We start from the raw sequence: 13,373 nt of genomic DNA on the forward strand, positions 1-13,373 counted from the left end.
GGGAGGGATACAAACTATGGACGACGGTAAAATGAGGATGCATTTGTTATTGCAGCAACTGGAGTTAACAGAGGATTCCTTCGTAAAGCATTTTGAACATGCATCCATCGATCGATTCACTGTACATAAAAAAAATAGACAATGGGCTTTTCAAATTCAACTACAGGCCGTATTACCAATAGATGTATTTACGATTTTTCAAACAAGGTTAATAGAAAAGTTTTCTGGTATAGCGAATATCTTACTCACTATTCAAAGTGAAGGAAAAGACGTATCGCAGGAGCTTATCAATCAATATTGGCCATTAGTTCTGAAAGAATTAAGTGACATGGCACCACCTTTAAAAGACCGCTTATTAAAACAACAGCCCGAATGGAACGGTCAGATGATTCATTTAACCTGTGGGCAGGAAATTGAATTGCGAACGTTTAAAAAGAAATATATCGAACAATTGTCAGATGTATATGTAGGGTTTGGATTTCCAAAAATAGCATTCGACTTCCGTTTAGTTGAAGATACAGAAGCAATAGCACAAGCGCAGTTAGAATTTCTTGAACAACGTCGTTTAGAGGAAGAAATGTTAGGTCAAAAAGCGTTAGAAGATATGCAAAAACGTGATCAAAATAGAACAGAGAATGGCAATCAGAATACAGACGGTCCTTTCCAACTAGGAGTGCCTCTTAAAAAAGATGAGCCAATTATTGACATAAAATCGATTCAAGATGAGGAACGCAGAGTAACGATCGAAGGTTTTGTATTCGACGTCGAAGTCAAAGAGTTGCGAAGTGGTCGTTCTCTTCTGACTGCAAAAGTTACTGACTATACAGATTCTATTTTAGTGAAGATGTTCTCTAGAGATAAAGAAGATGCCCAAATGATGGAACGACTACAAAAGGGAATGTGGATAAAGGTAAGAGGTTCCGTGCAAAACGATACTTTTGTACGAGATTTAATCATTATGGCACAAGATATGAATGAGATAAATCCGGCGGTACGAATCGATACAGCGAAAGAAAAACGTGTAGAGTTACATCTACATACACCGATGAGTCAAATGGATGCTGTTTCCTCTGTATCCTCACTTGTATCACAAGCAGCGAAATGGGGACATAAAGCTATAGCTATTACAGATCATGCGAATCTACAATCATTTCCTGAAGCATATGCTGCTGGGAAAAAGAATGGTATTAAAATTCTATATGGATTAGAAGCAAATCTTGTACATGACGGTGTTCCTATTGCTTATGATGAACAGCATACTGCATTAGAGGATGCTGTATATGTTGTATTTGATGTTGAAACTACAGGCTTATCTGCTACTTACGATAAAATAATTGAGTTGGCAGCTGTAAAAATGCAAAATGGTAATATTATCGATAAATTTGAACGATTTGTTAATCCGCATCACGTTCTTTCCGCTACTACGATCGAGTTAACTGGAATTACAGATGACATGGTTCAAAATGCACCTGAAATAGAACAGGTTATAAAGGACTTTTATGAATTTATAGGCGATGGCATACTTGTTGCTCATAATGCATCTTTTGATATGGGCTTTCTATATGAAGGTTATCGGAGAACAGGAATAGATTATTTCAGTCATCCGGTTATAGACACATTAGAGCTAGCTAGGTTCTTACATCCAGAGATGAAGTCCCATCGACTTGGTACTCTAACTAAAAAGTTCAATATTGAGTTAACACAAGCACATAGAGCGATATTTGACTGTGAGGCAACAGGATATTTACTACAACATTTGTTAAAAGAAGCTGAGGAACATAAGATAGAGTTTCTAGATGACTTTAACAAGCATATTGGACAAGGGGATTCATATAAACGAGCTCGACCAACTCATTGCACAATCTTAGCTAAAAATGAGGTAGGTTTAAAAAACTTGTTCAAATTAGTATCACTTGCTCATACAACTACTTTCTATCGTGTACCTAGAATAAAAAGGTCAGTGTTGCAAAAACATAGAGAAGGGCTGATCATTGGTTCAGGGTGTGATAAGGGAGAGGTTTTTGAGGGACTAATGCAAAAACCATTAGAGCAAGTGGAGGAAATTGCACAGTTTTATGATTACTTAGAAATACATCCTAAAGAAGTATATTCTCATTTAATCGAGGCAGAACTAGTTAGAGACGAATGGAACTTAGAAGATATCATCCGTAAAATGCTCAAACTAGGTAAAAAATTGAATTTACCAGTTGTAGCAACCGGCAATGTACATTACTTGCATGAAAATGATGCTATTTTTAGAAAAATACTTGTAAACTCACAAGGCGGAGCTAATCCGTTAAATCGTAACGGGCTACCAAAAGTACATTTTCGCACAACTAATGAAATGTTAGATGCCTTTGCCTTTCTTGGAGAAGACCTAGCAAAAGAGATTGTTGTCACTAATCCTCAAAAAATAGCCGATTCTCTTGAAGACATAAAACCGATTAAAGATGATTTATATACCCCAAAGATTGAGGGAGCAGATGAGGAAGTTAGATCTCTTACTTATTCCAAAGCAAAAGAAATTTATGGGGAAGTACTACCAGAGATAGTAGAAGCACGAATTGAGAAGGAATTAACATCTATTATTGGTCATGGTTTTGCGGTAATTTATTTGATTTCACATAAATTAGTGAAAAAATCTCTAGATGATGGCTATTTAGTTGGATCCAGGGGATCGGTAGGTTCTTCTCTTGTAGCTACAATGACAGAAATTACGGAAGTAAATCCACTACCGCCGCATTATGTATGTCCAAGTTGTCAGCATTCAGAGTTTTTCCAAGACGGATCGGTTGGGTCTGGGTTCGACTTACCTAACAAAAATTGTATTAACTGCGATACACCTTATGTAAAAGAGGGGCAAGATATCCCGTTTGAGACTTTCCTTGGATTCAAAGGAGATAAAGTTCCAGATATAGATTTAAACTTTAGTGGTGAATATCAGCCTATTGCACATAATTACACCAAGGAATTATTCGGAGAGGACTATGTGTTTCGTGCTGGTACAATCGGAACGGTGGCTGAAAAAACAGCTTATGGATATGTCAGGGGCTATATGAACGATAATAATTTGGCTCTTCGTGGTGCCGAAATTGATCGTTTAGTTCAAGGGTGTTCTGGTGTTAAGCGTTCAACTGGTCAACATCCAGGTGGAATCATTGTTGTTCCTGATTATATGGATATATATGACTTTACCCCGATTCAGTTTCCGGCCGATGCGCAGGATTCTGAATGGAAAACAACTCATTTTGATTTTCATTCCATTCATGATAATTTGCTAAAACTTGATATTCTGGGACACGATGATCCTACTGTTATTCGTATGCTTCAAGACTTATCGGGAATTGATCCTAAGACAATTCCTACAGATGATCCAGAAGTGATGAAAATATTTAGTGGAACAGCATCATTAGGTGTTACTGAAGAACAAATTGATTGTAAAACAGGGACACTTGGAATCCCTGAGTTTGGAACGCGCTTTGTAAGACAAATGCTAGAAGAAACGAAACCTTCTACTTTCTCTGAGCTTGTCCAAATATCCGGTTTATCACATGGGACAGATGTATGGCTTGGAAATGCTCAAGAGTTGATCCAAGCTGGTACTTGCCAGCTTTCTGATGTAATCGGATGTCGTGATGATATTATGGTTTACCTAATCTATCAAGGGTTAGATCCTTCCTTAGCATTTAAAATTATGGAGTCAGTTCGGAAAGGGAAAGGGCTAACTCCAGAATTTGAAGCAGAGATGAAAAAACAAGGGGTAGCTAATTGGTATATTGAATCCTGTAAAAAGATCAAATACATGTTCCCGAAAGCACATGCTGCTGCCTATGTATTAATGGCAGTTCGTATTGCATACTTTAAGGTGCATTACCCCATAATATATTATGCGGCATATCTTACTGTAAGAGCTTCTGACTTTGATTTGATCTCAATGGTCAACGGATCTCAAACAATTCGAGCAAAACTAGATGAGATTAATGCAAAGGGCCTTGAAGCATCTCCAAAAGAAAAAAACTTATTAACAGTATTAGAAATTGCATTGGAAATGACAGAACGAGGCATTAAAATTCAAAAAGTTGATCTATACAAATCACATGCAAATGAATTTATTATAGAAGGAAATACATTAATTCCTCCTTTTGATTCGATACCAGGATTAGGTACAAATGTTGCTTTTCAAATTGCTAAAGCACGAATTGATGGTGAATTTTTATCCAAGGAAGATCTTCAACAAAGAGGTAAAGTATCCAAGACAATCATCGAATATATGGATGCGATGGGCTGTCTAGAAGGTCTGCCAGATGCCAATCAGCTTTCATTGTTTTAGGAGGTAATTTGCAAGGCACCATGATGTATGGTAATATAAAACTACCAATGTTTCATAGTTCTGTGACGAAAGAGTGGGATTTCCCGCTCTTTTCTGTTGTTATATAGAAAATCATTGTTGTGTAGGAGGCTTATATGAGTAATATTATTAGTAAAATTGAAGAGCTTGTATCGCCTATTTTACAAGAGTTAAATTTAGATCTTGTAGATATAGAATATGTAAAAGAAGGTCGAGATTGGTTTTTACGTATTTATATTGATACTCCAAATGGCGGCATTGATATTGAACAATGTGCTCAAGTTAGTGAAAAACTAAGTGAAAAGTTAGATGTAGAAGATCCAATATCAGAAAATTACTTTTTAGAGGTTTCTTCTCCTGGAGCAGAACGACCTTTGAAAAAGGATTCGGATTTCACGAATGCGATTGGTAAGCATGTTTTTATCAAAACATACGAGCCAGTGAACGGAGCTAAGGAATTTGAAGGAACATTACTTTCTTATTCAATAGAAGAAGGCGCATTAATTGAAGTACGTGTGAAAACAAGAAGAGTAAAAATTCAAATTGAAAAAGAGAAAATTGCGCTTGCCCGTTTAGCAATTGATTTCTCTGCATAACGTATATGGAGGAGTGAAAGCAGTGAGTAGTGAATTTTTAGATGCGTTAACTGCGCTCGAACAACAAAAGGGAATTTCAAGAGATGTTTTAATAGAAGCAATAGAAGCTGCTTTAGTAACTGCCTATAAAAGAAATTTTAACCAAGCCCAAAATGTTCGTGTCGATATTAACCTAGCTACTGGTACTATGCTTGTTTATTCAAGAAAAGATGTAGTAGAAGAAGTAGCAGACGACCGTCAGCAAATATCCTTAGAGGATGCTCAAGTTATAAATCCACACTATGCGATTGGTGATGTAGTTGAAGAGGAAGTTACACCACGTAATTTCGGGCGTATTGCAGCTCAAACGGCGAAGCAAGTTGTTACTCAACGTGTACGTGAAGCTGAACGTGGTCTTATCTACGAAGAATATGTGGATCGTGAAGATGATATTGTAAATGGTATTGTAGAACGATTAGATGCTCGTAATATTTACGTGGGATTAGGAAAAGTTGAGGCTGTATTACCAGCAAATGAACAAATCCAAACAGAGACATTCCGTCCACATGAACGTATTAAAGTGTATATTACGAAAGTAGAACGTACTACTCGTGGACCACAAGTATTTGTTTCTAGAACTCACCCTGGCTTACTTCGTCGTTTGTTTGAAATGGAAGTTCCAGAAATCTTTGAAGGTATTGTAGAGATTAAGTCTATTGCTCGTGAAGCAGGTGACCGCTCGAAGATTTCCGTTTTTGCACATAATGACGAAATTGATCCAGTTGGTTCATGTGTTGGTGCAAAGGGTGCTCGAGTACAAACAATTGTTAACGAGTTAAGTGGAGAGAAAATTGACATAGTTGAATGGTCTGAAGATCCAGTAGTGTTTGTTGCAAATGCGCTTAGTCCTTCTAAAGTAATCGACGTTCAAGTAAATGAAGATGAAAAATCTACAACGGTAGTAGTACCAGATTATCAGTTGTCACTTGCAATTGGTAAGAGAGGTCAAAATGCTCGTCTTGCAGCAAAACTGACTGGCTGGAAAATCGATATTAAGAGCGAAACCGATGCAAGAGAACTTGGAATTTATCCAAATGAAAATTCTCCACAGCTTATCGTAGAAAAAATGGATGAAGAAGAATTGGATGATTTCGATTTTTATAAAGAAGAACAATAAGCAAGGATGGTGATTTAAAATGGCGGTTCAAAAGAAAATACCGTTACGTAAATGTGTTGCTACTGGTGAAATGTTTCCGAAAAAAGAAATGATTCGTATAGTCCGTTCGAAAGAAGGAGAAGTTTCCGTAGACCTAACAGGTAAAAAATCTGGTCGTGGCGCTTATGTATCCAAATCTATCGAAGCGGTAAACCAAGCGAAAAAGAAAAATTCACTAGGCACTCATTTAGAAGCACCAATTCCAAATGAAGTATATGACCAGTTAATCGTTGTTATTGAAAGAGATAAACTCAAATGAAAATAGAAGAACAGATATCTAATCTTTTAGGTTTAGCGACTCGAGCAAGAAAAACAATAACTGGTGAAGAATTAGTTGTAAAAGAAATAAGAAGCCAAAAGGCAAAACTAGTTGTTTTATCAAATGACGCTTCTAAAAATACAGCAAAAAAAATTAATGATAAATGTGCATCTTTTAACGTTGAGCTGCATGTCTTTGGAGACCGGCACGATCTCGGACATGCGACGGGAAAAGAGGCCAGGGTGGCAATAGCCATTATGGATGACGGTTTCGCTAAAAAACTGTCCGGCCTTCTCAACGAATATAACCGGGGGTGAGCTAATGACTAAAATCAGAGTTCATGAATATGCGAGACAAATAGATAAATCGAGTAAAGAAGTTATTGAGCAATTAGGAAAGATGAATATTCAAGTGACGAATCATATGTCTACACTTGAAGGAGAAACTATCTCTAAACTAGATGGTATTTATAAAAATTCTTCACAATCAAATACTAAACCTGCTTCAACATCTTCAAAACCTGCACAACAGACTCAATCAAGACCATCAAACTCAAACCAAGGTCAACAAAGACCAACATCTGGCGGGCAATCAAGACCGTCTAACCAAGGTCAACAAAGACCAACATCTGGTGGACAATCAAGACCGTCTAACCAAGGCCAACAAAGACCGGCATCTGGCGGACAGTCAAGACCGTCTAACCAAGGTCAACAAAGACCAACATCTGGCGGACAATCAAGACCGTCTAACCAAACGAATACAAATGCTGCAGCTTCAGGAAGTAATACGCAATCTAGCAGCACGCAAGGAACAAATAACCAACCTAAAAAGACGTTTACAAATAACAAAGCTCCAGCGGGTGCTTATCGTCCAGGTGGTCAAAATCGTCCAGGTGGCAATAGACCGGGTCAAAAATTCCAAAAACGTAGAAAAGGTCCTACTACACCAGTTCAACCACCAGTACCAAGAAAAGAACGTGAACTTCCAGCGAAGATTACGTTTACCGATTCTTTAACTGTTCTTGAACTTTCGAAAAAAATTGGTCGTGAACCAGCAGAAATTATCAAAAAATTATTCCTACTTGGCGTAATGGCAACAATAAACCAAGTATTAGATAAGGATGCAATTGAACTTATTTGTGCAGACTATGGTGTAGAAGTTGAAGAAGAAATCCGTATCGACATTACTGATTTAGAAGTTCACTTCGATCCAACTCCAGAAGACAGCACTAATCAATCAGAGCGTCCACCAGTTGTTACAATTATGGGTCACGTCGATCATGGTAAAACAACACTTCTTGACTCAATTCGTCATACAAAAGTAACTGCAGGAGAAGCCGGTGGTATTACTCAACATATCGGTGCTTATATGATTGAAGACAACGACAAGAAAATTACATTCCTAGATACACCAGGACATGCTGCATTTACGACAATGCGTGCACGTGGTGCAAAAATTACGGATATCACGATTCTTGTAGTTGCAGCTGATGATGGTGTTATGCCTCAAACAGTAGAAGCTATTAACCATGCGAAAGCAGCTGAAGTGCCAATTATCGTAGCAGTAAATAAAATGGATAAACCATCTGCCAATCCTGACCGTGTAATGCAAGAGTTAACAGAGCATGGCTTAGTTCCTGAAGCATGGGGTGGAGATACTATCTTCGTACCAATCTCAGCACTAAAAGGAGAAGGAATCGACAACTTGTTAGAAATGGTTTTACTTGTTTCAGAAGTTGGAGAGTTAAGAGCAAATCCAAAACGTCTTGCTTTAGGAACTGTAATTGAAGCTCAACTTGACAAAGGTCGTGGTTCTGTTGCTACATTACTAGTTCAAGATGGTACATTAAAAGTTGGAGACCCTATCGTTGTTGGTCATGCATTCGGACGCGTAAGAGCAATGGTTAATGATCTTGGTCGCCGTGTGAAAGAGGCAGGACCATCTACTCCAGTTGAAATAACTGGTCTAAACGAAGTGCCACAAGCTGGAGACCGCTTTGTAGTATTCGAAGATGAAAAAACAGCTCGACAAGTTGGAGAGTCTCGTGCATCAGAAGCACAAGTTACTCAACGCTCAGAAAAAACTCGTGTAACATTAGACAATTTATTTGATCAAATGAAACAAGGGGAAATGAAAGAGCTTAACTTAATCGTTAAAGCAGACGTACAAGGAACTGTTGAAGCGATGGCTGCTTCCCTTATGAAGATAGATGTAGAAGGTGTTAACGTTCGCATAATTCATACTGGAGCTGGAGCAATTACAGAATCAGATATTAGTTTGGCAGCTGCATCGAATGCAATTGTTATCGGATTTAACGTTCGTCCGGATACAAATGCAAAACGTATGGCCGACCAAGAAGGCGTAGATATTCGTTTACACCGTATTATTTATAAAGTAATCGAAGAAATTGAATTTGCAATGAAGGGGCTACTTGACCCTGAGTTCCAAGAGAAAATTATCGGTCAAGCCGAAATTCGTGAAACTTTCAAAGTATCTAAAGTTGGTACGATTGCTGGTTCTTACGTAACGGAAGGTAAAATTTCTAGAGATAGTGGTGTACGTGTTATTCGTGAAGGAATTGTTATTTTCGAAGGCGAACTAGATACGCTAAAACGCTTTAAAGATGATGCTAAAGAAGTTGCTAAAGGATATGAGTGTGGTATCACGATTAAAAACTTCAATGATATCAAAGAAGGCGATATCGTGGAAGCTTATATCATGGAAGAAATTAAACGCTAATGATTGTCTATGCAGACTGTGAATTTCTCATTCCTACTGCACATTCTTTAAAAGAAAAACGAGCTGTTCTTCAAAGAATGCTCACAAGAACAAAACAAAAGTATAATGTTTCTATTTCAGAATTAGATCATCAGGATACATGGCAGCGTACTAGCATTGGAATCGTTGCAATTGCTTCTCAAAAAGATGCGGCCGAACGAGAGCTAATGAACGCAATCCGATTTCTTGAATCTAATCCTGAATGGGAATGTATTAATATAAGTAAAGAATACTTATAAAAGAAAATGAGGTGTAGCGATCATGTCAATGCGTGCTAACCGAGTTGCTGAGCAAATGAAAAAAGAATTGGGCGAAATTATCGGACGAAAGTTAAAGGACCCACGTATCGGTTTTGTCACTATCACAGATGTAGCTGTTACTGGTGATTTACAACAAGCGACCATTTATGTTACGGTGCTTGATGGAAACCGCGCGGATACTTTAAGAGCTTTAGAACAAGCTAAAGGATTTATTCGTTCTGAAATAGGTCAACGTATTCGCTTACGTATAACGCCTGAACTAATCTTTGAATATGATGAATCTGCAGCATATGGTAATCGTATAGATGATTTATTAAGACAAATTAATAAGCCATCTGAGTAATAAAAACTAAGAAGTCTGCTTTGTTATTAAAGCAGACTTCTTTGTTATATATACAAGGGGTGAACTGGATGTACGAAGGAATATTGCCTTTATGGAAAGAAAAAGGAATGACCTCACACGATTGTGTTTTTAAACTTAGAAAAATATTGAAGATGAAAAGAATTGGCCATACAGGAACATTGGATCCAAGTGTGGAAGGAGTTTTACCTATTTGTTTAGGGCAGGCTACAAAAGTGTCAGAATATATAATGGATCAAGGGAAGACGTATATAGCTACTATTTCTATTGGTACATCAACAACTACTGAAGATGCAGACGGTGACATCGTTGTAAATGACATAACTCCTAAGTCTTTTTCTCGTGAACAAATTTTAGAAGTATTAGCGAAACTGACTGGGAAGATTACTCAAATTCCCCCGATGTATTCTGCAGTAAAAGTGAATGGAAAAAAACTATATGAATACGCTCGTGAAGGAAAAGAAGTAGAACGCCCAAGTAGGAAAGTGATGATTCACAATATAAGATTATTGGATGAAGCCCCTATTTTTTCAGGACAAGAAGTTACGTTCAACATTGAAGTCGACTGTGGAAAAGGTACCTATATTCGTACCCTTGCTGTTCAAATCGGTGAATTACTGGGATATCCAGCACATATGTCATCTCTAGTAAGAACCGCTTCTGGAAGCTTTTCTAAAGATCAGTGTCTCACTTTAAGTGAGGTGCAAACTGCTGTGGATGAAGGTTCATTATCTGTAACATTACTTCCCTTAAAAGATGCATTAGCGACTTGGCCAACAGTTGAAGTCAATGATGATAACAACAAAAGTATAACTAATGGACAAGTAGTAGAAATTCATCCGTTATTATCTGAAAACGAAAAAATAGTTTTCGAACTGTTGGAAAATCCGATAGCAGTTTATATTAAACATCCGACGAAAAGTGGTATGATGAAACCAGAAAAAATGTTTTCATCTGAAAAAGGAGATTAATATGGACGTATATCACTTATCCTATCCAAACCATTTATTTAAAAATGATAAAAATGAAGCTTACTCTTTAGCGATTGGTTTTTTCGACGGAGTGCATAAAGGGCATCAAGCAGTCATTCAGGAAGCCCTCGATAAAGGGAAAGAGAAGAATATCAAAACAGCTGTGATGACATTTGATCCGCATCCTTCATTAGTACTTGGTGGCAGAAAAGAGAAAGTATTTTATATTACACCTATTCAAGAAAAAACAGATATATTGCAAAGCTTAGGGGTAGATGCAGTTTTTGTTGTTCGGTTTACTTCCGATTTTGCAAAGTTAACACCCGAAAAGTTTATAGAATTCTTTATAAACGGGACGAATGTCAAACACGTTACAGCCGGCTTTGACTTTACATTTGGAGCTTTTGGTAAAGGTACAATGAAAGATATGGAGATTCTTTCTGAAGGGAAATATTCTGTATCAGTCGTAGAGAAAAAACAGCTCGTGGACGAGAAGATTAGCTCAACTAGAATAAGAGCTGAGCTAACGGCGGGTAATATGGAGCAAGTCAGAGAATTATTAGGCCGACCTTTCAAGTTAACAGGAGTTGTGATCCATGGTGACAAAAGAGGGAGAACTATAAACTTTCCAACGGCGAATGTTGAACCGACCGAAGGACAATTTACACCAGCAACTGGCGTGTACGCAGTTAAAATACGCGTTCAGGAGACTTGGCATGAGGGAGTATGTAATGTAGGTTACAAACCAACATTTAATAATCCCGATGAGAAAAGACTTTCTATTGAAGTACATATTATTGATTTTGATCAATCCATCTATGGTGAGGAAGTAACGGTCCATTGGTATAAGCGAATTAGATCGGAACAAAAGTTCAATGGAATTGACGAGTTAAAAGAACAAATTGGAAAAGACAAGCAAGTTGCCATCGAGTTTTTTAAAAATGAAAATGAATAATTATAGATGGCTACCGAAGGTTATTTTCGGTAGCTTTTTTAAAAAATAGAAAAGTATATAAGTATCATGTGAATACTTGTTTCATGGGATTTAAAAAGAATGAAAAATACTAATGATTTTCGCTTCAGGCGGACGCTTTCCGCGGGCTTGGCTTCAGCCTCCTCGTTCGCTGCGCTCCTGCGGGGTCTTCAGCTCAAGTTATGATATGAACCCCAAAAGTTGTACTCTTATTATGCCGCTTTTTCATAGTTTAAGCGATACTCAATGGGGCTCATCCCATTGAGTTTTTGTTTGATGCGTAGCGTATTGTAATATTCAATATAGGTTTCTATTTCTTGCGTCGCTTCTTCTAAAGAGCGAAATGAATTTCGATAGATACATTCATTTTTTAAAATACCAAAAAAACCTTCCATTAAGGCATTATCTAAACAGTTTCCTTTGCGTGACATACTTTGTGACATGTTATAAGGTTTTATCAACTGTTGAAAACGCGGGATTTGATACAGCCAGCCTTGATCCGAATGGATCAATACTTGATCTTGAAGAGATAAATTTGCCCGTTTGATCGCATTTCCAAAAGAATCTTGTATTAGGCCAAAGTTCGGGTTTTGTGTAATAGAATAACCGACAATCTCCCGGTTAAACACATCTAAAAAGGCGGATAAATAAAGTTTATTGCCGGCTACTTTAAATTCTGTTACATCTGTTAGCCATACTTGATTTGGTTTTTCTGTCTCGAAATGACGATTGATTTTATTATTCGCAATCTGACCAACCTCGCCACGGTACGAACGATATTTCTTTGCCTTTTGAACACCATGTAAACCAAGGTCATTCATTAAACGGCGTACCGTTTTATGATTAATAAAAAATCCTTCTTTGCGTAAGGCTAAAACAATTCGACGATACCCGTACAACTCTTTGTGTTGGTAGAATATACGTTCAATCGCTTCTTTTATCGTTGCGTATTTATCTGCCTTCTCTAAGTTCTTCTTATGATAATAGTAAGTTGCTTTTTTTACTTCAGAAACATGTAATAAAATTTGTAGAGGAAATTCATGCCTTAATTCATCAATCACTCTTACTTTCTCTTTGGTTGGGACTTCTTTTTTTCTTGAACTAAGGCATCTAACTTTTTTAAATAAGCATTCTCTGCTCTTAAGTATTCAAGTTCTTCTTGTAATTTTCCGATGTCTGTCATACCTTGTTTCGGCTGCTTTTTCTTCATATCACGACGCTCCCTTTTCAAATAATAGAGCGTCCATTCCTCTTCTGACATGTATTGATGCATCCACTTCCAGATGGTTGCACGACTGGGAATGTTAAAACGACCAGCTACTTTTGAATAAGGTTCAGCTGTCTCTATCATATGTTGTATTACGTGTATTTTAAAAGATTCCTCATAACCTTTACAAGCAGGAGCCATTAATCCTTCCATTCCATGAAATCGATAGATTTCTATCCAACTACTAATAACCATCTTATCGACACCCAGGTCGCGAGCGATTTTTCTTAATGGCATTCCTTTCTCAAAAAAGGCATCAATTACTTCTGCTTTTTTTATGTTCATAACGTGCACCCCCAAGTTAGTTTTAAGTCCAACATTTTGGGTGCACATCATTAATCCCGCTGGAGTCGCCGCCTTCCGCT

Annotated in this window: 12 protein-coding genes; 10 read left to right on the forward strand and 2 right to left on the reverse strand. The window is 37.5% G+C overall.

The window, feature by feature from the left end; translation table 11 throughout:
• The first annotated feature begins 7 nt into the window (after nucleotides 1-7).
• From MKX53_RS06135 to ribF, 10 genes are all read left to right on the forward strand, one after another.
• A complete protein-coding gene (locus tag MKX53_RS06135; protein ID WP_445678279.1) occupies nucleotides 8-4,330 on the forward strand; it encodes a PolC-type DNA polymerase III in 4,323 nt (1,440 codons plus the stop codon).
• Nucleotides 4,331-4,464: 134 nt separating this feature from the next.
• Nucleotides 4,465-4,944 (forward strand): ribosome maturation factor RimP, encoded by a 480-nt coding sequence (rimP, locus tag MKX53_RS06140; protein WP_093535083.1) that lies wholly within the window; start codon nucleotides 4,465-4,467, stop codon nucleotides 4,942-4,944.
• Between the two features lie 22 nt (nucleotides 4,945-4,966).
• Entirely contained in the window at nucleotides 4,967-6,100 is a 1,134-nt protein-coding gene (nusA, locus tag MKX53_RS06145; protein ID WP_340909892.1) for a transcription termination factor NusA, read from the forward strand.
• A 19-nt stretch (nucleotides 6,101-6,119) separates the two neighbouring features.
• Nucleotides 6,120-6,398, forward strand: a complete 279-nt coding sequence (gene rnpM, locus MKX53_RS06150) for an RNase P modulator RnpM (protein ID WP_093535079.1) — start codon at nucleotides 6,120-6,122, stop codon at nucleotides 6,396-6,398.
• Entirely contained in the window at nucleotides 6,395-6,715 is a 321-nt protein-coding gene (locus MKX53_RS06155) for a YlxQ family RNA-binding protein (protein ID WP_093535077.1), read from the forward strand. The genes rnpM and MKX53_RS06155 overlap by 4 nt, the downstream gene beginning before the upstream one ends.
• A 4-nt stretch (nucleotides 6,716-6,719) precedes the next feature.
• The gene (gene infB, locus MKX53_RS06160; protein WP_340761951.1) at nucleotides 6,720-9,137 is read left to right on the forward strand and encodes a translation initiation factor IF-2; all 2,418 of its coding nucleotides are present in this window, start codon (nucleotides 6,720-6,722) and stop codon (nucleotides 9,135-9,137) included.
• Nucleotides 9,137-9,415 (forward strand): DUF503 domain-containing protein, encoded by a 279-nt coding sequence (locus MKX53_RS06165; RefSeq protein ID WP_093535073.1) that lies wholly within the window; start codon nucleotides 9,137-9,139, stop codon nucleotides 9,413-9,415. Before infB ends, MKX53_RS06165 begins: the two co-directional genes overlap by 1 nt.
• Nucleotides 9,416-9,437: 22 nt before the next feature.
• Complete coding sequence (gene rbfA, locus MKX53_RS06170) at nucleotides 9,438-9,779, forward strand: 30S ribosome-binding factor RbfA (protein ID WP_093535071.1); 342 nt, start codon at nucleotides 9,438-9,440, stop codon at nucleotides 9,777-9,779.
• Nucleotides 9,780-9,847: 68 nt separating this feature from the next.
• Nucleotides 9,848-10,768 carry a tRNA pseudouridine(55) synthase TruB gene (truB, locus tag MKX53_RS06175; protein WP_340909894.1) on the forward strand — a complete coding sequence of 307 codons (921 nt, stop codon included), beginning with the start codon at nucleotides 9,848-9,850 and terminating at the stop codon, nucleotides 10,766-10,768.
• A 1-nt stretch (nucleotide 10,769) separates the two neighbouring features.
• On the forward strand, nucleotides 10,770-11,723 hold the full coding sequence (gene ribF, locus MKX53_RS06180) for a riboflavin biosynthesis protein RibF (protein ID WP_340909897.1): 954 nt from the start codon (nucleotides 10,770-10,772) through the stop codon (nucleotides 11,721-11,723).
• 230 nt (nucleotides 11,724-11,953) lie between these two features.
• Here the strand turns inward: ribF and MKX53_RS06185 are convergent, their stop codons facing one another.
• Nucleotides 11,954-12,889: an IS3 family transposase gene (locus MKX53_RS06185; protein WP_340771389.1), complete on the reverse strand. Its 936-nt coding sequence runs from the start codon at nucleotides 12,887-12,889 to the stop codon at nucleotides 11,954-11,956.
• Nucleotides 12,805-13,293 carry a hypothetical protein gene (locus tag MKX53_RS06190; protein ID WP_340909900.1) on the reverse strand — a complete coding sequence of 163 codons (489 nt, stop codon included), beginning with the start codon at nucleotides 13,291-13,293 and terminating at the stop codon, nucleotides 12,805-12,807. Before MKX53_RS06190 ends, MKX53_RS06185 begins: the two co-directional genes overlap by 85 nt.
• Nucleotides 13,294-13,373: the final 80 nt, after the last annotated feature.

It is taken from the genome of Psychrobacillus sp. FSL K6-4615 (genome assembly GCF_038008225.1).
Lineage (GTDB): Bacteria > Bacillota > Bacilli > Bacillales_A > Planococcaceae > Psychrobacillus > Psychrobacillus psychrotolerans.